Origin of the sequence: Youngiibacter fragilis 232.1, assembly GCF_000495435.3 — a bacterium.
In the GTDB taxonomy this organism is placed as follows: Bacteria; Bacillota; Clostridia; order Clostridiales; family Clostridiaceae; genus Youngiibacter; species Youngiibacter fragilis.
Map to the genome: position 1 here is coordinate 40,767 of NZ_AXUN02000203.1, position 23,804 is coordinate 64,570.

Consider the following 23,804-nt stretch of genomic DNA (forward strand, 5'->3'; position numbering starts at 1 on the left):
AGAACTATTATATCATAGCTTGGCAATTTTTTTCAGAAAAATTCATATGATTTGTGAAATGATTCAATTGAAGCCAGATAAGAAAAGGACCCCTGATTATAGAAACAGAGGTCCACTACAAATGCCTATTCCTTTATCAATACCGGCCTGAATCCGATATGGTCGCAGGAAGTGAGGATGTATTCCACACCCTTGCGGTTTCCTTCCATCACCCTCTTGAGGGCATTCCCGTGAAGATGCCCGTAGATCACCTTCTCCACGCCGTACTCCTCGAAGAGGTCGGTAAAGGCTGAATCCTGAAATGTTTCATTGGTCGGCGGGTAATGGATCATAGCGATAATTCCCATATCAGCCTTCTTCTTTGCGGTTTCAAGGGAGAGCCTCATCCTTATCAGCTCCCTCTCGAATATCTTCCTGTCGTTCTCCTCGTCAAACGTAGAGCTTCCAGGGATCATCCAGCCCCTGGATCCGCATATGGCATATCCATCCCACAGGAAGCTGTTGTTCTGTATGAAGTCTATGTCAGGATACATGCTGTTTAGCTTTGTAATGCCCTTCCACCAGTAGTCATGGTTGCCCTTAATCAGGATCTTCCTTCCGGGAAGGCCTGACAGATAGTCAAGGTCCTGCTTTCCGGAATCCATCCTGAGTGACCATGAAAGGTCTCCCGCCATAAGGACCGTATCGGAATCCCTAACTATTTCCCTCCAGTTGTCCTCTATCTTCTGCTGATGATCTTTCCAGACATCGGAGAAGACATCCATTGGCTTTTCACCTGACAATGAAAGATGAAGGTCGGAGATTGCATACAGCGCCATTATCTGTTCAAAAGGATCCTGTAGAAATGCTTCTTGCCCTTCTTGACGAGCACGGAATCCTCCTCGAAATCATCCAAGGCAAGCTTTTGCATCGGATCCGACACCTTCATTTCCTTAAGTGTCACACCGCCCTGTACGATGTTCCTTCTTCCTTCTGCCTTCGACGGGAAAACACCGCCCTTGACAAGGATGTCCAGGAGCGTCCCTTCAAGGTCTTCAGCGGTTATCTCTATGGTAGGGACATTTGTCATGTCTTTGCCTTTCTCGAATAATGCCTCTGCAGCGCCCTTGGCCTTTTCGGCCTCATCCGCCCCGTGTACGTTCTTTGTTATCTCATATGCGAGGACCTTCTTGAACTCGTTTATGTTCACTCCCTCTGCGCTTTCCATTGCATCGATATCCTCAACAGGCACGAATGTAAGAAGCCTCAGGCACTTGAACACGTCCGCGTCATCAACGTTCCTCCAGTACTGGTAGAAGTCGTAGACCGAGGTCTTTTCAGCATCAAGCCAGAGCGCACCGTTTACTGTCTTGCCCATCTTCTGGCCCTGTGAGTTGGTAAGGAGAGCACAGGTCATTGCGTATGCGCTCTTCCTTTCCTTCCTTCTTATAAGGTCGGCACCGGCAAGCATGTTGGACCACTGGTCATCGCCGCCAAGCTGCATTGTGCAGCCATAGTTCTGGTTCAGGTACAGGAAGTCATAGCCCTGCATCAGCATGTAGTTGAACTCAAGGAAGGACAGTCCCTTCTCAAGCCTGAGCTTTATGCTCTCCGCCCTCAGCATGTTGTTCACTGAAAAATGTACACCAACATCCCTCAGGAAATCCACATAGTTAAGGTTGAGCAGCCAGTCTGCGTTGTTAGCGAGAATGGCCCTGTCATCGGAGAAATCTATGAACTTCTCCATCTGTTTCTTTATTGAAGCCGCATTAGCCGCTATGGTCTCCTTCGTCATCATGGACCTCATGTCGGTCTTTCCCGATGGGTCCCCGATCATGGCGGTACCGCCTCCAAGAAGCGCTATTGGCCTGTGACCAGCCCTCTGCATGTGCGCCATGAACATCAGGGCTATGAAATGCCCGACATGAAGGCTGTCTGCTGTCGGGTCGAAGCCTATATAGAAAGTGACCCTGTCATTTTCCAAAAGGTCCCTTATCTCTTCCTCATGAGTCATCTGTTTAATGTAGCCTCTTCTCTGAAGCTCCTCGAAAACGCTCATCTTCATTCCTCCTAAGCTATCTTTATCTTTAATAGTATATCTGCAAAACCTGATTTTGTGAATAGCACATGGTGATCAGTACCGCCTGGAACCCAATGAATTTGAGAGGAGAGGAACAGAACCGGCGGTTTTTCCGCATTCCATGCAAAAGAAAAAGCCCAAACGGGCTTTTTTATCAAAAAGGATCAGATGACCTTGAACTTTTCCAAATCACTTGTGCCGAGTTCACCCTCGTCATGCATTGTAATCATGAGGTTCACGCTATGTTTCTCCGAAAATTGCTGGAGTTTGTTGAAGACCTTCTCTGTTGTCTCATCCTTCTTGTCCAGCGTGTTGAAGAGACCGTCTACGAATATGGTCTCAACGTCGTAGTTTGTTGAAATTATCCCTGAAAGGAATCCGTATATCGCCTTATAGTCCTTTAGCTCGAAATCTTCGGTATTGATGAATCTGATGTGCCTGTCCAGTTCGTGGATCGCCCTGTTGTCATCGTCAATGTAGACTATCGTCCCCTTTGCCGACTTTACCTGTTCATTGGCAAGAGATACCATTCTTTTGCTCTTCCCCGAGCCTCTCTTGCCATAAATAACCTGTATCATGTCAACCACACCCCTTAAATTATTTTATTGATTGTAAACCTTTAACCTTACTAACATTATATGATTATCAGAAAATTAAGTCAAACCGGAAGCCGCCTTTTCGGAAGTTTTTTGGATCCCTGTTTTCCCAGTAAAATAATGAAACCAATTCTCAATTCAGTTTTTTCATGCTGTCAGGAAATCGTATACCAATATCATCATCGAATTTCAAAATGAGAATATTTCAGGTTATTGTTTGCCGATGAAGTCAGCAAATCCTGATTTTTTTATCAAATATCCCCAATTGATAATGAAAAACAGCGCAAACAAATAATGTCATATTTTTCACGTTTTATCTTCACATGTTTTTCTCAATCTGATATAATTAAGGTGCCCATTAGGGTAAAAATATCACAAAGTACAGTTCATTTCCAGGAATTAATCCATAGACCTCAGCGTCAGGTAATTCTAAGAAATACTGTCGCTGAGGAGGAAAAGAAAAATGGAAGACAAGAAGATCATCTGCAGAGACTGCAACCAGGAATTCGTATTCACCGTTGGTGAGCAGGAATTCTACAAGGAAAAGGGGTTCGAGAACGAACCGGTAAGATGTCCTGACTGCAGAAGAGCAAGAAAAGCCCAGAAGTTCGACAACAGAAGATAGTAATCGGAAACGGCCAGTAACTGGCCGTTTTTTTGTTGCCTATGCAGGGCTTTCATCAGGTTGTCTGCAGACTTAACAGGTGTTAATATATATTGGTAAGGAAAAGTATTTTATATATGGAGGCATTTCATGGAAACTAGGAAGAAAAGGATCTTCAGCGGAGTAAAGCCGTCAGGGGATCTTACTTTAGGAAACTATCTGGGGGCGATAAAGAACTGGGCTACGCTCCAGGAGGAATACGAATGCTTCTACAGCATCGTCGACCTGCACGCGATAACCGTAAAGCAGGAGCCAGCTGAGCTGAGAAAGAGGACTCTTGAGATCCTTGCAATATACATAGCGTCAGGAATAGATCCTGAGAAGTGCACCCTGTTCATCCAGTCACACGTGCCCGCACACTCAGAGGCATCCTGGCTTCTGACCTGCAACACCAATATGGGTGAGCTTTCAAGGATGACCCAGTACAAGGACAAGACCGCTAAGGTAAAGGACAATGAGGCTATAGGCTCAGGTCTGTTCAACTATCCTGTGCTTATGACAGCTGACATACTCCTTTATCAGGCTGATGCCGTACCTGTAGGTGTCGACCAGAAGCAGCATGTCGAGCTTGCAAGGGACATTGCCCAGAGGTTCAACAGCACATACTCTGACACCTTCGTGCTGCCTGATGTCATAGTACCGAAGGAAGCGGCGAAGATAATGGACCTCCAGGACCCTTCAAGGAAGATGTCAAAGTCGGATGACAACCCTAACTCCTTCATCCTCATAATGGACAAGCCGGAAGTCATAAGGAAGAAGATCTCAAGGGCAGTCACTGATTCAATAGGAGTCGTGAACTATACCGATGAGCAGCCCGGAGTCAGGAACCTCATAAACATACTCTGCGCACTTAAGGGCTACAAGCCTGATGAAGTAGTGGATATGTTCAGAGGAAAAGGTTATGCTGAATTCAAGTCTGCTGTTGCAGAGGCACTGGTCGATGAATTCACACCTGTCCAGGCCAAGGTAAGGGAGCTCCTTTCAGAGAAGTCAAAGCTCGAGGAGATATACAAGAAGGGCGCTGAAAGGGCTTCCTATGAGGCACAGAAGACCCTCAGGAAGATGCAGAAGAAGATAGGCCTGGTTCCCAGGTAGGCCGCTCCTGCCATTACCTTCATTATTCATGAACTCTTCGATAAAGCAGGTTCAGGATGTATAGGGAAGAGTCAACCGGTCTGGCTGCCTCTTCCCTGATCATTGATGAATGGAATGTATAATTTTCGGATCATGATTAATCGCACAGGACAAGACTGCCCGATGAACATGATGTTTCGAAATCATAATCCGTTTTTTAACAAATAGTTTGAAAATAAATAAATCTCTTGCACTTATCCAAAGATTCTGCTAACATTCATAACAATATAACAATATTTCCATCGCCATGATAGGAAAAGAGAAATTCAAACGGTCGCTAAAGAGAGTCTGCATATGGTGAAAGCAGACGCGATACGGGTATTTTGAAATCATCCTTGAGCTGGAATGCCTAAAGCGCCTGTCGCAAGTAAGTATCCCCGGAAGGCTCCGTTAACGGCCCGAAGCTTGTCTGAGCTTTTGAGTGGCATTCGTGCAATTAAGGTGGTACCGCGGATTTATCCGTCCTTTCAATTCTGAGAGGACGGTTTTTTTTTACAGAAAAGTCCCTTCGTGACCATTACCTGTGGCGCAGTCTGGCAATACTGTCATTCATCTATTCATTGGAGGTAAGAAAATGGAAATGCTTAACGAAAGAAAAAAAGTGAACTATCAGGAATACATGAACTTTGATGCCGCAAGAGAAACACTCCGGCCTGTGATCCGTGAAACACCTCTTATCCACAGCGAGGTCTTCAGCGAAGAATGCGGCAACCAGGTCTTCATAAAGCCAGAGAACCTTCAGGTCACCGGAGCATTCAAGATACGCGGAGCATACAATAAGATCTCTCAGCTGAGTGACATTGAAAAGTCCAAGGGTGTAATCGCTTCGTCCGCAGGCAACCATGCACAGGGTGTGGCGCTGGCTAGCAAGCTCCTTGGTGTAAGGGCTACGATCGTCATGCCCAAGACGACCCCGATCATAAAGGTCGAGGCTACCCGAAGCCATGGTGCGGATGTTGTCCTTGCAGGTGACTGCTATGATGAGGCATATGAAGAAGCCTTGAGACTCCAGAAAGAGCAGGATAGCGTCTTCATCCATCCATTCGATGATTTGGATGTGATTGAGGGACAGGGAACCATAGGTGTTGAGATCTTGGATGAGCTTGATTCTGTTGATGCAGTACTGGTACCTATAGGTGGTGGAGGCCTTATAAGCGGTATCGCACTTGCAATGAAAGCCCTGAAGCCTTCGATCAGGATCATAGGTGTTGAGCCCGAAGGAGCCATGGCAATGAAGTCTTCCGTGAATGAGGACAAGGTAGTCTGCCTTTCCCATGTGGACACTATTGCTGACGGAGTTGCAGTCAAGCGCCCCGGCGACCTGACCTTTGACATAATCAGGGTATATGTGGATGAGATCGTAACCGTCAGCGACCGCGAGATCATGGAAGCCTTCCTCATGATGCTTGAGAAGCATAAGCTGATAGCTGAGAACTCAGGCGCTGTCTCCTTAGCCGGCCTCAAGAGGCTTCATATGATCAACAAGAATGTCGTCTGTGTAGTAAGCGGAGGAAATATCGATGTGGTGACAGTCTCCACCATGATCAACAAGGGCCTTGTCTCCCGCGGACGGTTGTTCTGCTTCAGCGTGGAGCTGCCTGACAAGCCTGGAGAGCTCCTGAGGATCTCAGAAGTCCTGGCAAGACTCAATGCGAATGTCATAGGCCTTGACCACAACCAGTTCAAGAACACAGACCGCTTCATGAACGTTGAGCTTGAAGTTACCTGCGAGACCAGTGGTCACGCCCACATCGAGGAAATACAGTGTGAACTCTCGAGGATGGGCTACAAGGTGAGGAAGGTCTATTGAAGTTAGAAATCCCTGTATTTCTTAGAAGCAGATAGAGCTATAGATGTTTCAGCGTTCCTCTTAAGGCTCTGTAATGAAGACTAATAGATTTGAATTGGAGAGGCAGTCATCTTTCGATATGACTGCCTCTCTTGTTACCTGTATTAAAGTCACTTATCAGAACTGTACCTTTGGAACCGCCTTCTCTTCCTCTGCTATCTTGAAAAGAGGCTCCTGCCTGAAGTTGAATATTCCAGCGAAGATGTTCTTCGGGAATATCTCGATGTCCGTGTTGTACTTCATGACCGTGTCATTGTAGAACTGTCTTGAGTACCTGATCTTCTCCTCCGTGTCCTTCAGGTCTGCCTGAAGTGACAGGAAGTTCTGGTCTGCCTTGAGCTGTGGATATGCCTCAACGACCACCATCAAGCGCTGAAGGGCTGCCGTAAGGTTGTTGTTGGCATCTGCGGCTTCCTGGACTGTCTTTGCGCTGACAGCCTGGTTCCTTGCCCTTACTACTTCCTCGAAGGTGCCCCTTTCATGTGCGGCATAGCCCTTGACAGTCTCAACAAGGTTCGGGATGAGGTCTGCCCTGGTCTTGAGCTGTACGTCTATCTGAGCCCATGCGTTCCTGACTCTGTTCCTCAGCCTTACCAGGCCGTTGTATACCGAGACCGCGTACAGAAGTATAACTGCTATTATTCCCAGTATGATCGGCAGTGTCCAGTTTCCATTATTCATACTATCATCTCCTAAATATTAATCTAGAATGCTCCGCCGCCACCGCCGCCGCCACCGCCGCCTGAGCTCCCTCCAGAGAAACCTCCCCCACCGCCGGAGCCGGAAGACATTGCAGAAGATGCGATGTTGGCTGTGTTTACAGCAGAAGCTACGCTTCTTGCCGTATCGCTCACCATATGGTTCATCATATACATCGAGTTGTAGCTTCCGTACCCTCTCATATATGTAAGGTTTGGATCTGAAAGGTCACTGTCACTGAATACCTTCGGCAGCTGGTCTATGACTTCCTTTGCAACTCCCAGGGAAACAGCATATACGAGGTAGTGCTCCCAGATGGTTATTGCCGGTATGTCAGCCTTTTCAAGGTTCGAGAAGTCAAGGAGGAACTTCTTGAAAGCATCCCACATTGCCTTCTGCTCCGCTCCATACTGAGTGAGCTTCTTCCTAACCGACTGGATACCCATCGATGTCACAAGTAGGAGCCCTGATACCGCTACCGCTATGCCGAAGCCCGGTCCGAGGAGGAAGGTTGCCAGGCCACCGATTATCAGAAGACCAAATCCGATTGCGATGAATACACCTATTCCATTGGTCTTGTTCCCTGTATAGAAGCCTTTATTCTCACCTTCATCAATGACGTAGGCCTTGAACTTCTCGTAGTCCTTGGCGAACTGCCGTGCGAATGTCTTCTTCTTGGCCATCTTCTCAAGGTCGTCAATATCCAGATACTCTCCACCGCCTATCCTGTCTATGAACCACTCAGCAAGGAATGCTTCGTGAGGCAGAAGCTCATCAATTTTTTCCCTGTTCAGCCATTCAAGCCTGTATACTTCATCTGTCGACTTGAAAAGAAGCCCTTTTTCAGTGGTTGAAACAAGGGTCAGTCTGACCACCTTTTTCCTTGCAAGGTCAAGAAGTGTCGCCATGATGTCTTCCGGCTTTGTGCTTCCTCTGGTCATGAGATAGCTCATTACAGCAGGAGAGTAGTCACCCGGAAGCTCCCTGTAGTAATCCCCCTCGAACTGAGGCTTCAGTTCACAGGAGAATTTCATGTTGCCATATGCAGTTGCAGCCAGACCGAATATCGCAGCGAGTATGAAGACCGGATTCAAAATGCTCTTCAGGTTCTTAAGGAAATTTTCCCGTTCGAGCTTCTTTATTGCTTCCTCTCGAAGCTTGTTGGCCTCGTCAGCGAGCTTCTGCTCGTTTGTGAGTATTGCCGGCAGCTCATCCCTGCTGAATGTGTTGGTTGATCCCGGAACAAGTTCCGGCGGGAATATTGCAAGGGTCTCGACGAATGTCCCCTGCACAAGAGGAACAGTGAATTCGAAGGTGCTGCTGTCTTTGATGGATGATGTCCCTGTCAGCGGTCCGTGCGCGAACACCTTAAGGTCATCCTTTGATGCCCCTTCCGGGATCCTTATGATGATCCTTACGTTTTCAAGTGGAACTGTCCAGTTGGCATCTATTATCTTCCTGTTGAAGGTTGCTATGTCGTTGTACTTTTCAACCACGTTCTTCAGTGTATAGCCATACAGGAACGTCTTCGTATCTGACCCTGACTTCTCATAGACCTTAAGCTTCATGAGGTTTCCGGAGGTCGCCGCCTCGTACGTGTTGGCGGCTCCTGTGGCAGCCTCGCTGAAAGTCCTTTCAGATCCGTCATGTGACACCCTGACCGTCACATCGCTTATGCCTGATGTCCTTGAAAAATCGATGTCCCTGAGTACTCCATTGAATGACCCTGAAAATGAATACTCAATGGCTTCAGTTACCCTGGCGTCTCCATTTTCCATGATCTCAACAATAACCTCAAAAGATGTTATATCATAGGTCCCGCTCGAGGCATCTGCCCTGAAGACGGGCAAAAGGAATAAGATGAGGAGCACCCCTATCCATACGGTCTTGCGGATAAATCTTCTATCCATGTTCAACCTCCTTTGAATTCTTCCATTCCGAGGTTCATAACCTTGTTAAGCGCATACGCGACTCCGTCCTCATCTTCAGTCCGTGTGACAAGCTTTGCGGCCTTCTTGATTTCATCGGCGGCATTTCCCATGGCTACACCAACGCCAGAATACTTTATCATTTCATAGTCATTTTCCGAATCCCCAATCGCCATAACCTCTTCATTGCCTATGCCAAGCTCCCTTGCGAGAGCTGACAAGGCGCTGTACTTGCTGAGGCCCTTGTCCAGAAACTCAAGGAAAAATGGGGCTGTCCTTACTAATTCATGCTTCTGCCTTATAGCTTCAGGTATCCTGGGAAGGTATCCCTCGAGTATGTGCTCATAGTCTAGGAACAGGACCTTCATAACTGTTGCATGGTCATCGATGGTTTCAGGATCACCTATCACAAGCGGGATCCCGTTGACTGTAGCCTCAAGTGTGGAATAAAAATTTTCAACAGGAGTCATGGCATGGTCAGCAAAGTGGATTATGCAGTTGGCTCCGATTTCGGATGCAGTCCTTGCAAGGACCTTCGCATCCTTTCCAGACATCCCCTGCTCATATACCCTCTTCTTTGACTTCGCCTGGACCACCAGGGCGCCATTGAATCCGATCAGGAATTCCTCGTCGTTGTAAAGTCCCAGCTCCTCGATGTATCTGACAAGCCCCTTTATGGGCCTTCCGCTGCACAGCACTATCCTTGCCCCGTTTTCACATGCAAGCGCAATAGCCTTCCTGTTCGCTTCACTTATCTCAAGCCTGCTGTTCAGCAGTGTTCCATCCATATCCAGGGCCACTAGTCTAACCATATCCGACCTCCATTTACTCATCTTCTAATTATATCATTATTTTGTTTCATTTCTTTTCACCTACACGTTAACAATGTTTAAACATGGTTGGTGAAAAGTGCTGGCTTTGCTGCGTTAATCATTCAGGGTATGCCTGCACATGCGTGACTTTTTCCATAAGCTTCAATTTTCATTGCTTTACATCCATGCTTTTACATAGTAGAATAAATTAGTTCAATAGTGAACTAATTTCAAGCGGAGGATTCATCATGCAGATAGATATCAGGGAAGACAACATATTCATTCTGTCCAGCTGGAAATTCAAGAAGATGTACGAAAAGGCATTCTATCCGACAACCAGAGAACTACAGTTGACACAAGGAGAGATCGATGTCCTCCTTTTCCTGTTCAATAACAAACCTCTTGATACGGCTAAGGACATTGCCAAATACAGGTCCATCTCAAAATCAATGGTCTCGAAGTCACTGGATTCATTGCTGAAAAAGGGTTACCTTTCAGGCGAAACAGACAGGTCTGACAAGAGGAGCATACACCTTTCAATCGAACAGGAAGCCGTTCCGAAGGTTGAAAAACTGGCAGAAGTCCAGAAGGGCATCTTAAGGTCCCTGTTCTCTGACATTACAGAGGATGAATATGCGGTGATGAAGAGGATATTCAACAAGATAAGCGACAACATCTCAAAAGAGCTTGATGAAAATGGAGGAAAACAAAAGTGGGAGTGACAAGAGAGAACAAGATGGAGACCGAGAAGGTAGGAAGGCTGCTCTTTGGCATGGCATTTCCCGCGATCATAGCGCAGGTAATAAACGTTCTGTACAACATAGTGGACAGGATGTATATCGGACACATCCCTGAGATCGGTGCTGATGCCCTGACCGGGGTCGGCGTCACCATGCCGCTCATAATGGTAATATCAGCCTTTGCCGCACTTGTAAGCATGGGAGGCGCTCCAAGGGCATCCATAATGATGGGAATGAAGGACAAGACTTCTGCTGAAAAGATACTTGGCAGCAGCACCAGCGCACTGGTTATCGTAGCAGTCATCCTTACAGCCCTGGTGCTTGTTTTCGGTGAAAAAATGCTGATGATGTTCGGCGCAAGTGAAAACACGATCGGATATGGGCTGGACTACATGCGTATATATGCAATGGGAACCATCTTCGTCCAGCTTTCACTTGGACTTAATGCATTCATCACGGCTCAGGGCTTCGCCAAGACCAGCATGCTCACGGTAACAATAGGTGCTGTAGCGAACATCATACTGGACCCCATCCTCATGTTCGGATTCGGTATGGGTGTCAAGGGTGCCGCTCTGGCAACGATCATCTCACAGGCAATCTCAGCTGTGTGGGTCTTAAGGTTCCTATTGAGTAAGAATAGCCTTCTTGCAATCAGGAAGGAATACCTCAAGATCGACCTCGGAATATTCTTACCCTGTGTTGGACTGGGATTATCCCCGTTCGTCATGCAGGCGACAGAGAGCATCATTGTAATAACCTTCAACTCCTCCTTGCAGAGGTATGGCGGTGACCTGGCAGTCGGGGCAATGACCATCCTTTCAAGTGTCATGCAGTTTTCCATACTTCCAATCATGGGTCTCACCCAGGGTGCTCAGCCCATAATAAGCTATAACTATGGAGCAAGGAACCTTTCAAGGGTGAAGGATACATTTATCCTTCTTCTTAAGAGCACGCTTGTTTACTCCACACTTCTCTGGCTGTCTGTAATGCTGTTCCCGCAGGTTTTCGCAAGCATGTTCACAAGCGATGCACGCCTCATTGCTGCAACAGTTTCAGCACTTCGTATATACATGGCAGTATCCCTACTGCTTGCGATCCAGATCAGCTGCCAGCAGACCTTTATCGCACTGGGCAATGCAAGGATCTCAATATTCCTTGCACTTCTGCGCAAGGTGTTCCTCCTTATTCCGCTGATATTTGTCCTGCCGCTGTTTATTGAGGACAATGTCACTGCAGTGTTCATTGCGGAACCGATAGCTGATTTCATAGCAGTTGCGGTAACGTCCATAATCTTTGCGCTGCAGTTCAGGAAGCTGCTTGGGAAATCACCCTCGGTATTAAGGAGTCAGGTCACCCTTGAGTCGTAGCTTACATTCAGATCCCATCTATTGACACTCCTCCGGAACAGGAATCAATGAAAGGCAATCAGGAGGTCCCGGGGAAAAGCGCATGAAATTCAATGAATTTCATACTGAAAAACTATGGAGCATTCACTGATTATGTTATATAATAATTAGTTGTTACGGAAAGAGAATGATGACCGGCTTATGGCCACCAGGAGGCACTTTTGGAATCGATAAGGAAAGAAATAGAAAAAAGAAGGACGTTTGCGATAATTTCGCATCCTGACGCAGGTAAGACAACACTTACCGAGAAGCTGCTCCTGTACGGAGGAGCCATAAGGCTTGCAGGATCTGTAAAGGCAAGGAAGGCGTCAAAGCATGCAGTTTCTGACTGGATGGAGATAGAGAAGCAGAGGGGTATATCAGTAACCTCATCCGTCATGCAGTTCAACTATGACGGCTATTGCATAAACATCCTGGATACACCGGGACACCAGGATTTCTCTGAGGATACCTACAGGACCCTTATGGCTGCCGACTCAGCAGTGATGGTAATTGACGGAGCCAAGGGAGTGGAGGAGCAGACCAGGAAGCTTTTTCATGTCTGTTCACTCAGGGGAATCCCCATATTCACATTCATCAACAAGATGGACCGTGAGACAAGGGATCCATTCGAGCTTCTCGAGGAGATAGAAAGGGAGCTTGGAATAAAGTCATATCCCATGAACTGGCCCATAGGGACAGGAAATGACTTCAGGGGAGTCTTCGAGAGGGACACCAACACCATACATGTATTCGCAGGCGGAAAGCATGGACAGCTTGAGGTCGAATCGGTCGTCGGAAATGTAGAGGATGACGTATTCAAGGACCTTTTGGGCAAGCCTCTCCATGACAAGCTTATGGAGGACATCGAGCTCATCGATTATGCAGGAGACGACTTCGACCTTGGAAAGATCCAGAAGGGAGAGCTTACTCCGGTATTCTTCGGGTCCGCCCTCACCAACTTCGGTGTTGAGCCATTCCTCCGGGAATTCCTGAAGCTGACATCCGAGCCGCTGTCAAGGAACACTTCAGACGGTGATGAGATTGACGTCTTCAGTGACAAGTTCTCCGCGTTCGTATTCAAGATCCAGGCAAACATGAATCCAGCCCACAGGGACAGGATAGCATTCATGAGGATCTGTTCCGGAAAGTATGAGAAGGGAATGGAGGTCTTCCATTACCAGGGCAACGGGAAGATAAAGCTTTCACAGCCACAGCAGTTCCTGGCGCAGGACAGGGAGATCATCGAAGAAGCTTATGCCGGAGACATAATAGGAGTCTTCGACCCGGGTATATACTCGATTGGTGACACGCTCACCGACCCTTCAATGAAGTTCAGGTTCGAGGGAATCCCTACCTTCTCTCCAGAGCATTTTGCGAGAGTAAGGCCAGAGGATACCATGAAGAGGAAGCAGTTCGTAAAGGGCATAACCCAGATCGCACAGGAAGGGGCAATCCAGGTGTACAAGGAGCTCCATATCGGAATGGAGGAGATCATTGTCGGAGTAGTCGGAGTTCTCCAGCTTGAAGTCCTTGAATACAGGCTGAAGAATGAATATGGAGTCGACCTGAAGATGGACAGACTGCCATACAGGTTCGTAAGATGGATTGAAAATGACGACTATGACACCTCGAAACTTAACATAACTTCAGATTCAAGGCTCCTTAAGGACATGAAGGACAGGGACATCCTGATTTTCCAGAATGACTGGGGAATAACCTGGGCACTCAACCATAACAAGGGTCTTGTGCTGTCTGATGTAGGAAAGGTAGACTAAAAAAATGCCGTTGTGAAAATCACAACGGCATTTTTGTTTGTCCTTAAGGTACATTCGCTTTACATTTATAATATTATGTAAAACAAACCTCCTATTTTCAGTTTTCTTCGAAAAATACCTTCAGCGCCTTCACAAGATACATGTGGTCATCTACTCCTCCAAGCTCCCTAACCGAGTGCATTCCAAGGAGTGGTGTTCCTATGTCCACGCTCCTTATCGGCAGGTGAGATGTTGCAGCCGGTCCTATGGTTGAACCTCCTGCAAGGTCGCTCCTGTTTACGAAGGTCTGGAATGGAACCTCCGCCTTTCTGCAGATCTCGCTGAAGGCTGCAGCTGAATCTCCGTCCGTAGTATACTTCTGGTTCGCTGAAAGCTTTATTACCGGTCCCCTGTTGAGCAGCGGTCTGTTTACAGGATCATGCATGTCAGCGTAGTTAGGATGCACGCTGTGCGCAAGGTCCGCTGAAATCATGAAAGATCCCTCAAGGCTCCTGAGGAAGCCTTCCCTGTCTCCGCCAAGGGAGTAGTAAACCCTCTCAAGCAGATTTGCTAGCAGTACGGAGTCCGCACCCTGCTTCGACCTTGATCCGCACTCCTCGTTGTCGAAGAACGCAGCAATCCTTATTCCGCTTCCGCCTTCAGCTGCCTTAAGGGCTTCCATTGCCCCATGCACGCTGTTCAGGTTATCCTGTCTCTTTGATGATATGAACTCATGGGAAAGGCCCATTACTATCCCCTTCTCTGCTTCGCAGAGGAACAGGTCATAATCCAGAATATCGTCTGACGGCACATTCATCTCTTCCGCTATCAGGTCCCTTATCAGGTTTTCCTTTGCAAAATCCTTACCGGCCATGGACATTATAGGGAGCACATGCTTCTGCTTGTCTATCGCCACCCCTTCGTTCACATTCCTGTTGAAATGGATCGCTACGCTCGGAATGACAAGCATGGGCCTTCTGAAGTTCACAGTCTCCATTCTGGGCTTAAGCGGACTGTCCCCCTTCAGTACGACCCTTCCTGCGAGTGTAAGAGGCCTGTCGAACCAGGTAGAAAGAATAGGTCCTCCATACGTCTCTGTGTTAAGCCTTAAAAAACCATCATTCACCATCTCTGCACCAGGCTTTATCCTGAAGCCCGGTGAATCGGTATGAGCCCCTACCATCCTGAAGCCCCTGACAAGAGGTTCACTTCCGATCCTTACCATGAAAAGCGAAGAGCCGTTCTTGGTATAGAAAGCCCTGTCACCTTCCTTAAGGCTCCATTTTACCTCTCCATCAAGCTCCACATATCCATCAGCCAGAAGCTCCTTTTTCATAACCTCAACTGCATTGAATGCCGTCTGGGATTCATGCAGGAATTCAAGCAGTCTGCCTGCAAGTTCCATCTTATCCATAATGACCTCCTACAATGTTTAATACTCAATATATTACCATTCTAACACAAGTGTGATACAATTGAATGAAGGATTCCAATCCGCAGCTGCGGATCCTGGAATCTTTCCATTTATCTAGAAGGTGAAAAGATGATTGATTTATTCATAGACAAGATTATCAACGGCAAGAACTACAGCAATGTCCATGAGAGGGAAAAAATCGGTATAAAGGCAGGATTTGTGGGGATATTCCTAAACTTCATCCTGTTTCTTGTCAAGCTTACCCTTGGATTCGTAACAGGCAGTATCTCTCTTATGGCTGATGCCTTCAATAACCTGACTGATACCACATCCTCGGTGATCACGATACTTGGCTTCAAGCTTGCCAACAGGCCCCCTGACGAGGACCATCCATATGGCCACGGAAGGCTTGAATACCTGTCAGGACTTACGATATCGGTACTTGTGATGTTCGTGGGCTTCCAGTTCATACTGTCCTCATGGAAGAAGATAGTTGATCCCAGCCCGGTGGTCTCGGAGTGGTCAACAACCCTCATACTTGTGCTCTCCATAGTTCTCAAGTACTTCATGCACTTGTTCTACAAGAGGCTCGGAAGGAAGATCGGATCACAGACCCTTGAGGCTACCGCTACTGATGCCCTCGGCGATGTGTTCACGACATCTGTGGTTGTGCTGGGTCTCATAGCTTCAAGGTTCACCACCCTGCCTATCGACGGAGTAGTCGGAATAGGCATTGCAATATATATCATCTACAACGGGCTTATGCTGACGCTGGAGACACTAAATACCATAATCGGTGAAAAGCCTGATATGGAACTTGCAGAGAAGATCAAGCTGAAGGTGGTTTCCTACAACCATATCTATGCGGTCCATGACCTTGCCATACATTCCTATGGTCCCGGAAGGACAATGGCCAGCATCCATGCTGAAGTCCCCTTTGATATGAATCTGGTTGAGATCCATAACGTTGTAGACAAGATCGAAAGGAAGGTCCATGAAGAGCTTGGTGTTGACCTTGTGATCCATATCGACCCACTCAATGACCATGACGATGCTTTCCTGGCAGTGCAGCAGAAGGTAACCGAGCTTGCTCTTTCGATCCCCAAGATCCTTTCGGTCCATGACTTCAGGTATACCGGTCTCAAGGACCACAAGATGCTCATATTCGAGGCTGTCGTCGATTCGAAGAACCTCTCCGAGAAGGAAAGGCTGTCTATCAAGCATGAGCTCACCGAAATGGTAAGCAAAGAATTTCCTGATACCAGGGTATTCATAACCCTCGACCTTGATGTGACCATACTTTAATATGCTTAGACAATAGCCGGGAGATTTCCCGGCTATCATTATTTGGGAATCCTTGTGCACAATTGCCATGGACTTCTGATAACCAAATAATGATATTATGTTCATATTTCAAAATCCCAACTGAATTAAAACGATATCATAATAGATTCATCTTTCACCAACTCACTTTTCAGTCGATGATACCGATTTCCTTTGATTCTGAACGGATTTCCCAATAATTATTTTCATTTAAAAATTGATTTTCATGAAAATAAGGAGTAGGATGTATATTGTTTGTAAATTAACACTTGGAATCATATTTAATTTGAGGGGTGCAACTAATGTCAAAGTTTGAAAACAAATGGACCCGTGCGGCAATTCCGGCTCTGCTTATCCATTGCAGCATAGGTACGATATACTGCTGGTCCCTGGTCAAGGGAAACATAGCAAGCTACATCGGAGCTCCTACCAGTTCAGTCGAATGGGCTTTCAGCCTGGCGATCTTCTTCCTTGGAATGTCTGCCGCATTTGCAGGCAACGTGGTTGAGAAGGATATACACAAGTCCTCGCTTATTGCTGCCATATTCTTTGCAGCTGGAATGGCTGGGACTGGGTTCTTCATACAGCAGAAGTCGCTCCCCGGAATATTCCTTACATATGGTGTAATAATGGGTATAGGGTGCGGAATAGGTTACCTTTCACCCGTAAAGACACTGATGCTCTGGTTTGACAAGCAGAAGGGACTTGCTACAGGAATTGCAGTCGCCGGCTTCGGTCTTGCCAAGGTCGTAGCGAGCCCTGTAATCGAAATGCTCCTAGGTACCGTAAACGCGGATGGAAGCCTTGCAGACCCGACAAGGACATACAAGATGTTCTATATACTGGCAGTTGTCTATTTTGTAATGATGATCGCAGGTCACCTTCTCCTCAAGAAGCCTGCAGGCTGGAAGGAAGCTCCCAAGAAGGTTGGCGGCTCAAGCCCCCTTGTCATATTCAAGAACAGGACCTTCATCGGAATCTGGCTCATGTTCTACATCAACATAGCCTGCGGCCTTGCTCTGATATCACAGGAGAAGGGTATCCTTCACCACATCGGATTCACTTCAGTTGCAGCCATAAGCTCACTGACAGCCATATTCAATGCAGGCGGAAGACTTGGATTCTCAGCATTTGCTGACAAGCTCAAGGACAGGAACACAATTTACAAGGTAATATTCGCTATTTCAATGTCACTTGCAGGTCTTGTCCTGGTGACTGATGGAATAAACAATGCCATAGTACCCCTTGTCATAGCGCTGCTGTGCGTTATCAATGCAGGCTATGGCGGTGGATTCTCAAACCTTCCGACCCTTCTCTCCGATAGGTTCGGAATGAAGAGCATAAGCACGATCCATGGCCTTGCGCTTTCAGCCTGGGCGATAGCAGGTCTCACAGGAAACCAGATAAGCGCACTTATCCTGAAGAAGACCGACTCATACAACAACGTGCTTTATGTCATCCTTGCACTGTATGCAGTTGCAATGGTAGTCACCTTCACAATGGTCAAGCCAGGGAAGAACGACATCTAAGCAGGCTTAGGAAACTCAATTGTTGATATAGCAGAAGGCATCTTTCCATTGAATAGTGGAATGATGCCTTCTTTTGATTTGATTCTCAAAACCAGGGTTTACGTATCCTGATACTCCATCCTATGAATCAAAATGACTGTTACGCTTTACTATGTAGTACCTGATCAATTGGCAAACTTCAACTTTTCGAGTTCCCAGTATCCGTCTGTTGATGATCCAACTCTGACAATTATGTTCATAGCCTGCAGTTTTTTCATATTCCTTTGAACTGTGCTCTCATGCCTGCCAAGTTTATTGCTTATCTCTTCTTGAGTAATGTGCTTATCATTCCCAATTAATTTTATTATTTCGATTTGCGTAGAATTCAATTTTGGAAGTTCAATATCAGAAATCTTCCCCGCATTCTTCCCCGCATTCTTCCCCGCATTCTTCCCCGCATTTTCATCATAAACTTCAATTGGAAAAACAACCTTCAAGAAATTCGCACTGAACTTAAATATATCTTTACTATAAATGCTCAATATTCTTTGTACTCCAGATCCAAGCTGTTCAACTAATCTGACATCCTTAAACACTCTCATTAATTCCTTGTTTCTAGGAGCCGAAATTCCTTCAAAAAACTCTTCCTGCGTCAATTCTTGAGGTAATCCTCCAGATGATGTAATTACGAGCTTATTTGAAAAAATTTCAAATACTGGAGGAATGCCATTCGAGTAGTCATTATGAATAATGGCATTTATGACCGCCTCTCTCAAAGCTGTGGTATCAATGAGCCTCTTCTCTTTTCTTACCGATGAAGTTAATTCTGTCTTTGTAATATTCTCGATATCCAGTTTATTTAGGATGTTCTCTGTTGCCTTGATCAAAGAACAGTAGCCAAATTCGGCATTTTCGATCAGATTGACTTTGTTCTCTCCTGAATACTTTGCCACCTTCATGGAAACTCCGTTTGAGTCAGACAGCAAATAAGCGGCATAATTCAACTTACCATCTTCAGTCAATAGTTCCAAGTTACTCAGAAATTTTTCATTCAAGTCAAATCCATTTTCCTCGTAATAAATTTTGAGTTGTTTGAACGATAAATCCTGACGCGGAGATATGAGTTTTCCCAGTGAATTCCGAATTCGCCTCGAATACAATAAATCAATCATTTCTGTAGGCATCGGCTGAGCAGTAGTGCCTAATCTTATATAGCATCCATTAGGCGACATTCCATACTTCTTGATATAATAAGGCTTTTCAGGACCGCTGGATATTGTAACTTTAATTACAGATTTTCCATGGTGATCTTCTGTACTGACATCATACAATCCCATTGTTGATGGATATATATTGTTTTTGATCCTATCAATAATCTTTTTTTGGGTGTCATCTGGATTCTCCACACCAAAAATTGCACCATCATCAGAAATTCCTATATAAATCATTCCACCCTCAGAATAATTCAAGAAACCAACAACTTCCTTCTCCAAGCTATCGTTCAATTCTCTTTTCAACTCTAAACGATTGTTCTCAACCAATTAAGTCACCTGCTTTCTTAAGAACATTATTCCTTAGCTACCGGATGAAAGCCTTATATGCTATTTAGGTTATACAGGTATTGCTCCTTCTATAACTTTACCACACACAGTGCCTGATTGGCATCATAGTTCTCTCAAAAGAACATCGAGGCATTAATCAGTAATCATAGAGAATACATTATCACTATGACGCATTGGTTCAGTTTAGTTTTATCGAGGCAAGTGCATGAAGCGCTCTTGTCGCCATGATGTACATTACAAGGTCCTGCTTATTCTCTTCAGTCTTATCCGTTACCACAACCACCGCATCGAACTCAAGTCCCCTTGCGTAGTATGAGGGCATTATGTAGGTGCTGCCTGTAAGGAATGCATCCTCAGTGTCGATGAGCTTCATTGAAGCTTTGCCCTTGAGGAGCGAATGCAGCTTCCTTGCTGTCTCCATGTCCCTGGTGAGTATCGCACAAGTCCCAAGGTCGATATCCCTGTATGCAGACAGGATTCCTGTAATCTCATCCGCAGCTGTCTCTAAGCTTTGGCAGCTTATTTCATCGACAGGCCTTCCGTTCCTTACAAGCGGTACTATCCTCCTGTCTGAAGCGAACCTGTTGGCGTATTCCATTATCTCCTGTGTCGACCTGTAGCTCTTCTCAAGATGGTAGTACCTGATGTCATCGAAGCAGAATCCAAGGTCATTCATTACCGCTTCGCCTTCAAGCAGCATCTGGTTGGTGTCTCCTACAACCGTGAAGGATGAACATCCGGTTATCTCCTTCAGCGCAAGGAAATGGAACGGTGAATGCTCCTGTGCTTCATCAAGGACGATATGCCTGACTTCGAACGGAAGCTTTATCCCCTTAAGCCTGTTTGTCATATAAAGCATGGGTGCTAGGTCTTCCTGTGTAAGGAAGTCGAAGGTCATGAGCCTCCTGTATATTTCAAGTGCATCATGCCTGGACAGGTCGGAAAACTCCTCCCTCTTGTCTGCGAAGGTTGCCACAAGTGCCCTTATCTCTGTCATTCTGGCATGGTCCAGCTGGTTTCTCTCTTCATCGCTTGACAGCGACTGCCTGAGGGCCTTGTATTTGGCATCGATCTCGTACCTCTTCTCATCCCTTGCCTCCCTCATCCTTCCGAGGATAAGCCTCTTGAGCCTGAGGCCTCTCCTGAAGTATGGCAGTGTCCCGAAATCCTTGGTAAGAAGTCTTTCCCAGTCTCCGGCGCTTATGATGTCACGTTCAAGGTAGGAAATATCCCTTGCCTTGTAGTAGCCTGACTCAACATCGGCAATAAGTTCTTCAAGCTCTTTCTTGAAGGGCATTCCCCTCTTCCGCCTGGTATCTGCGATAAGCTCCTCGTCTCCTCCGAGTATTGCCTCTATGAAGTCCTCTCCAGAAAATACATCTCCGTCGTCAATCTCAAGCAGCTTAATTGCAAGGTCATTGAAGGTATCCTGGTTTGCTCCTTCCTCACCCAGTGAAGGAAGGACATGGCCTATGTAATCCATGAATATGTTGTTTGGCCCAAGGATAAGCACCTTATGCTCCAGCATCTTCCTGTAGTTGTAGAGGAGGTATGCTGTCCTGTGGAGAGCTATGGTCGTCTTTCCGCTTCCTGCCACTCCATTGACTACTACAACGCCTTCCCTCTTGTCACGTATTATGGAATCCTGCTCCTCCTGGATGGTCATTATGATATCCTTGAGCCTGCTTCCGGCCTTTGAGGACAGTACTTCCATGAGTATCTCGTCCTTGACGTCGCTCTCAGAATCAAACACGCCCTTGAGAAGACCGTCCCTGATCATGAACTGCCTTCTTAACGTGATGTCAACGTCGATCTTCCCAATCGGTGCCTCATAGGAGGCTTCACCGAGGGAACCCTTGTAGAAGAGCGATGAAATCGGAGCCCTCCAGTCGACTACTAGAGGTTCAGTGCCATCCTCATCTATGAGACTGTACTTACCCACATATATCTCATCTTCGGTATCATTCTCTGAAAAGCCCACCTTTCCGAAGTATGGTGAGGATGACAGCTCAGACAGCTCGCCAAGCCTCTTGTCCACTGCCCTGTAGGCCTCTTCCTGTACGAACCTCTCATGGTCGAAATAGTCTATTACCTTATCCTCATCAGGGCGGTATTCGTCTATCTGGTTCCTTCTATATTCAACTATGAATTCGGTGACCTTCTGTTTCTTGGAAGTGTTTTCAAGTATATCCTCCTGTATCTTTTCCGATACGTCCTGAAGATACTTCTCTTCCTTTTCCAGTTCTGCCTTGGGCAGGTCTATGTTCAATCTTTTCAAGCTAAAGCCTCCTGATTCATTCAGCCGTGGCCAAAGCAGGCCACGGCTGACAAGCATATTTATTCCATTTGCGTTATTCCAAGGTAATGCTATTCGTCCCCTGAGTCACCCTCAAGGTCCTCGGTGATGACATACCTCATCTCATCAAGTTCGTTGACCTGTGGCTGAGGCTCTGTTTCCGGAACAATTTCCTCCGCCTTTGCCTCGGCTACAGGAGCTGGATCTTCCTTCTTCCCAAAGCCTTCACCCTTGTACTCCCTCACGACCTCCATGAACTCTTCACCGGTCATTGTCTCTTTTTCGAGAAGCCTTTCTGAAAGCACAGTCAGGAGCTCCCTGTTGTCATTTAATATATCAAGGGCAGTCTTATGTCCCGCCTTGATTATCTTGAGTGTCTCCTCGTCTATCTTAGTAGCGGTCTCATCACTGACATTAAGGACTGCACGTCCGTCGAGATATTGGCCTCTTATGGATTCAAGCGCCATCATGTCGAAGGTATCGCTCATTCCGTACATGGAAACCATCCTTCTCGCCATCTGGGTTGCCCTCTCGATGTCGTTGGAGGCTCCTGTCGTTATGGAACCGAACTCTACCTCTTCAGCTGACCTGCCTCCAAAGAGTATCGCTATCTCCTTCAGCATCTCATCCTTTGACATGAGGTACTTCTCATCCTCAGGCACCTGCATCGTGTAGCCGAGGGATCCCATGGTCCTTGGTATTATGGTTATCTTGATTACAGGGTCTGTTCCCTTCTGCATTGCAGCTACAAGCGCATGGCCTATCTCGTGGAACGCGACTATCCTCTTCTCGTTTACGGACATTATCCTGTCCTTCTTCTGCTGTCCTGCTATTACGACCTCTATGGATTCCTGGAGGTCCTCCTGCATTACGAACTTACGGCCGTTCTTTACAGCCCTAAGCGCAGCCTCGTTTATCATGTTCGCAAGGTCCGCTCCGACAGCTCCTGGTGTACCCTTGGCTATCTCATTGAGGTTGACATCCTCCCCCATCTTGACATCCTTGGAATGCACCTTGAGTATGGCTTCCCTGCCCTTCAGGTCCGGTGAATCGACTATTATCCTCCTGTCGAACCTTCCAGGCCTGAGAAGGGCCTTGTCCAGAACTTCAGGTCTGTTGGTAGCTGCAAGGAGTACTATACCCTTTGAGGAATCGAAGCCGTCCATCTCAGCAAGGAGCTGGTTCAGCGTCTGTTCCCTCTCATCGTTTCCGCCTGGAAGCCCTCCGGTTTCCCTGGACTTTCCGATGGCGTCGATCTCATCTATGAAGATTATGCACGGTGCCTTGGCCATGGCTTCCTTGAACAGGTCCCTGACCCTGGCAGCTCCCATTCCAACAAACATCTCAACGAAGGCCGAGCCTGATAGGGAGAAGAACGGCACCTTGGCCTCTCCTGCGACTGCCTTTGCAAGCAATGTCTTTCCTGTTCCCGGAGGCCCCACAAGAAGCGCTCCCTTGGGAAGCCTTGCTCCGATATCCACATACTTCTGGGGATTATGCAGGAAATCTACGATCTCAATAAGTGATTCCTTTGCTTCCTCCTGTCCCGCTACGTCCCTGAAGGTAACACCGGTATCGCTCTCATACAGCTTCGCTGTGTTCTTTCCGAAGCTCATCATGCTTCCGCCACGCTTCTCCATGTTCTTCATCAGATAGCTTCCGAGGAAGAGCAGTAATCCAAGCGGCAGCACCCATGAGAACAACAGGGTCATCAGAGGGCTTGCCGTCTCAACAGGCTTTGAATATAGGTCCACTTCCTTTTCCTTGATCAGGGAAAGGACCTCTTCATCTCCTGTGACCATTCCTGTATACAGCTGCAGGCCTGCGAGCTCATCGCCTTCCTTCATGGTATAGGTGTATATCCTCTGTGATTCGTCAACGGTTATCTCAACAATCCTGTCAGCCTTCAATGCCGCATAGAACTCATTGTAGTACTGTCTCTTGTTCCTTATGTCGTTCATGAAGTAGTTGAAGACAGTAACCATGATGAGTATCGCAACGAAATACACTGCGTAGAACTTCAGATTTCTGTTGTCGTTGTCACCTTTTTTCTTGTCATTGTTCACAATATTTCACCT

At 46.7% G+C, this 23,804-nt stretch carries 18 protein-coding genes and 1 other annotated feature; of the genes, 8 read left to right on the forward strand and 10 right to left on the reverse strand.

The window, feature by feature from the left end; translation table 11 throughout:
• Window positions 1-125 precede the first annotated feature (125 nt).
• The 3 genes from T472_RS15320 to T472_RS15330 form a co-directional block, all read right to left on the reverse strand.
• Window positions 126-818, reverse strand: a complete 693-nt coding sequence (locus tag T472_RS15320; RefSeq protein ID WP_023388140.1) for a metallophosphoesterase — start codon at window positions 816-818, stop codon at window positions 126-128.
• Entirely contained in the window at window positions 818-2,038 is a 1,221-nt protein-coding gene (tyrS, locus tag T472_RS15325; RefSeq protein WP_023388141.1) for a tyrosine--tRNA ligase, read from the reverse strand. Before tyrS ends, T472_RS15320 begins: the two co-directional genes overlap by 1 nt.
• Before the next feature lie 185 nt (window positions 2,039-2,223).
• Window positions 2,224-2,637 carry an ATP-binding protein gene (locus T472_RS15330; protein WP_023388142.1) on the reverse strand — a complete coding sequence of 138 codons (414 nt, stop codon included), beginning with the start codon at window positions 2,635-2,637 and terminating at the stop codon, window positions 2,224-2,226.
• 481 nt (window positions 2,638-3,118) lie between these two features.
• Between T472_RS15330 and T472_RS15335 the strand changes: the two genes are divergently transcribed.
• The 3 genes from T472_RS15335 (at window position 3,119) to ilvA (ending at window position 6,263) form a co-directional block, all read left to right on the forward strand.
• Window positions 3,119-3,280, forward strand: a complete 162-nt coding sequence (locus tag T472_RS15335) for a zinc-ribbon domain-containing protein (protein ID WP_023863693.1) — start codon at window positions 3,119-3,121, stop codon at window positions 3,278-3,280.
• A 129-nt stretch (window positions 3,281-3,409) separates the two neighbouring features.
• On the forward strand, window positions 3,410-4,414 hold the full coding sequence (trpS, locus tag T472_RS15340) for a tryptophan--tRNA ligase (protein WP_023383962.1): 1,005 nt from the start codon (window positions 3,410-3,412) through the stop codon (window positions 4,412-4,414).
• 277 nt (window positions 4,415-4,691) lie between these two features.
• Window positions 4,692-4,923, forward strand: a binding site (T-box leader).
• 110 nt (window positions 4,924-5,033) lie between these two features.
• Window positions 5,034-6,263, forward strand: a complete 1,230-nt coding sequence (gene ilvA / locus T472_RS15345) for a threonine ammonia-lyase (RefSeq protein ID WP_341372055.1) — start codon at window positions 5,034-5,036, stop codon at window positions 6,261-6,263.
• Window positions 6,264-6,419: 156 nt separating this feature from the next.
• Here ilvA and T472_RS15350 read toward each other — a convergent pair whose 3' ends face one another.
• Genes T472_RS15350 through T472_RS15360 form a run of 3 tightly spaced genes read right to left on the reverse strand, consistent with a single transcriptional unit; the run spans window position 6,420 to window position 9,741 of the window.
• Window positions 6,420-6,983, reverse strand: a complete 564-nt coding sequence (locus tag T472_RS15350) for a LemA family protein (RefSeq protein WP_023383966.1) — start codon at window positions 6,981-6,983, stop codon at window positions 6,420-6,422.
• Window positions 6,984-7,006: 23 nt separating this feature from the next.
• Window positions 7,007-8,911: a DUF2207 domain-containing protein gene (locus T472_RS19965; protein ID WP_023383968.1), complete on the reverse strand. Its 1,905-nt coding sequence runs from the start codon at window positions 8,909-8,911 to the stop codon at window positions 7,007-7,009.
• A 2-nt stretch (window positions 8,912-8,913) separates the two neighbouring features.
• Complete coding sequence (locus T472_RS15360) at window positions 8,914-9,741, reverse strand: Cof-type HAD-IIB family hydrolase (protein ID WP_023383972.1); 828 nt, start codon at window positions 9,739-9,741, stop codon at window positions 8,914-8,916.
• A gap of 248 nt (window positions 9,742-9,989) precedes the next feature.
• Here T472_RS15360 and T472_RS15365 point away from each other — a divergent pair, with 248 nt between their 5' ends.
• The 3 genes from T472_RS15365 to T472_RS15375 all read left to right on the forward strand — a co-directional run bounded on the left by T472_RS15365 (window position 9,990) and on the right by T472_RS15375 (window position 13,644).
• On the forward strand, window positions 9,990-10,463 hold the full coding sequence (locus T472_RS15365) for a MarR family winged helix-turn-helix transcriptional regulator (protein ID WP_023383976.1): 474 nt from the start codon (window positions 9,990-9,992) through the stop codon (window positions 10,461-10,463).
• Entirely contained in the window at window positions 10,454-11,848 is a 1,395-nt protein-coding gene (locus tag T472_RS15370) for an MATE family efflux transporter (protein WP_023383978.1), read from the forward strand. Before T472_RS15365 ends, T472_RS15370 begins: the two co-directional genes overlap by 10 nt.
• 200 nt (window positions 11,849-12,048) lie before the next feature.
• Complete coding sequence (locus T472_RS15375; protein WP_023383980.1) at window positions 12,049-13,644, forward strand: peptide chain release factor 3; 1,596 nt, start codon at window positions 12,049-12,051, stop codon at window positions 13,642-13,644.
• A 97-nt stretch (window positions 13,645-13,741) separates the two neighbouring features.
• On the opposite strand, the gene T472_RS15380 is transcribed toward T472_RS15375, so the two are convergent.
• On the reverse strand, window positions 13,742-15,037 hold the full coding sequence (locus T472_RS15380) for a M18 family aminopeptidase (protein ID WP_023383982.1): 1,296 nt from the start codon (window positions 15,035-15,037) through the stop codon (window positions 13,742-13,744).
• 129 nt (window positions 15,038-15,166) lie between these two features.
• Here T472_RS15380 and T472_RS15385 point away from each other — a divergent pair, with 129 nt between their 5' ends.
• Window positions 15,167-16,342 carry a cation diffusion facilitator family transporter gene (locus T472_RS15385; RefSeq protein WP_023383985.1) on the forward strand — a complete coding sequence of 392 codons (1,176 nt, stop codon included), beginning with the start codon at window positions 15,167-15,169 and terminating at the stop codon, window positions 16,340-16,342.
• Between the two features lie 320 nt (window positions 16,343-16,662).
• On the forward strand, window positions 16,663-17,889 hold the full coding sequence (locus tag T472_RS15390; RefSeq protein ID WP_023383988.1) for an OFA family MFS transporter: 1,227 nt from the start codon (window positions 16,663-16,665) through the stop codon (window positions 17,887-17,889).
• A gap of 164 nt (window positions 17,890-18,053) precedes the next feature.
• Here the strand turns inward: T472_RS15390 and T472_RS15395 are convergent, their stop codons facing one another.
• The 3 genes from T472_RS15395 to ftsH all read right to left on the reverse strand — a co-directional run bounded on the left by T472_RS15395 (window position 18,054) and on the right by ftsH (window position 23,795).
• Window positions 18,054-19,409, reverse strand: a complete 1,356-nt coding sequence (locus tag T472_RS15395; RefSeq protein ID WP_023863694.1) for an RNA-binding domain-containing protein — start codon at window positions 19,407-19,409, stop codon at window positions 18,054-18,056.
• A gap of 199 nt (window positions 19,410-19,608) precedes the next feature.
• Window positions 19,609-21,708 (reverse strand): HelD family protein, encoded by a 2,100-nt coding sequence (locus T472_RS15400; RefSeq protein ID WP_023388857.1) that lies wholly within the window; start codon window positions 21,706-21,708, stop codon window positions 19,609-19,611.
• An 89-nt stretch (window positions 21,709-21,797) separates the two neighbouring features.
• The gene (gene ftsH, locus T472_RS15405) at window positions 21,798-23,795 is read right to left on the reverse strand and encodes an ATP-dependent zinc metalloprotease FtsH (RefSeq protein WP_439334313.1); all 1,998 of its coding nucleotides are present in this window, start codon (window positions 23,793-23,795) and stop codon (window positions 21,798-21,800) included.
• Window positions 23,796-23,804: the final 9 nt, after the last annotated feature.

What these genes read in the sequence shown, in the direction of transcription:
- T472_RS15320 (WP_023388140.1), bottom strand. Translation starts at nt 818, where the DNA reads ATGGCGCTGTATGCAATCTCCGACCTTCATCTTTCATTGTCAGGTGAA.
- tyrS (WP_023388141.1), bottom strand. Translation starts at nt 2,038, where the DNA reads ATGAGCGTTTTCGAGGAGCTTCAGAGAAGAGGCTACATTAAACAGATG.
- T472_RS15330 (WP_023388142.1), bottom strand. Translation starts at nt 2,637, where the DNA reads ATGATACAGGTTATTTATGGCAAGAGAGGCTCGGGGAAGAGCAAAAGA.
- T472_RS15335 (WP_023863693.1), top strand. Translation starts at nt 3,119, where the DNA reads ATGGAAGACAAGAAGATCATCTGCAGAGACTGCAACCAGGAATTCGTA.
- trpS (WP_023383962.1), top strand. Translation starts at nt 3,410, where the DNA reads ATGGAAACTAGGAAGAAAAGGATCTTCAGCGGAGTAAAGCCGTCAGGG.
- ilvA (WP_341372055.1), top strand. Translation starts at nt 5,034, where the DNA reads ATGCTTAACGAAAGAAAAAAAGTGAACTATCAGGAATACATGAACTTT.
- T472_RS15350 (WP_023383966.1), bottom strand. Translation starts at nt 6,983, where the DNA reads ATGAATAATGGAAACTGGACACTGCCGATCATACTGGGAATAATAGCA.
- T472_RS19965 (WP_023383968.1), bottom strand. Translation starts at nt 8,911, where the DNA reads ATGGATAGAAGATTTATCCGCAAGACCGTATGGATAGGGGTGCTCCTC.
- T472_RS15360 (WP_023383972.1), bottom strand. Translation starts at nt 9,741, where the DNA reads ATGGTTAGACTAGTGGCCCTGGATATGGATGGAACACTGCTGAACAGC.
- T472_RS15365 (WP_023383976.1), top strand. Translation starts at nt 9,990, where the DNA reads ATGCAGATAGATATCAGGGAAGACAACATATTCATTCTGTCCAGCTGG.
- T472_RS15380 (WP_023383982.1), bottom strand. Translation starts at nt 15,037, where the DNA reads ATGGATAAGATGGAACTTGCAGGCAGACTGCTTGAATTCCTGCATGAA.
- T472_RS15385 (WP_023383985.1), top strand. Translation starts at nt 15,167, where the DNA reads ATGATTGATTTATTCATAGACAAGATTATCAACGGCAAGAACTACAGC.
- T472_RS15390 (WP_023383988.1), top strand. Translation starts at nt 16,663, where the DNA reads ATGTCAAAGTTTGAAAACAAATGGACCCGTGCGGCAATTCCGGCTCTG.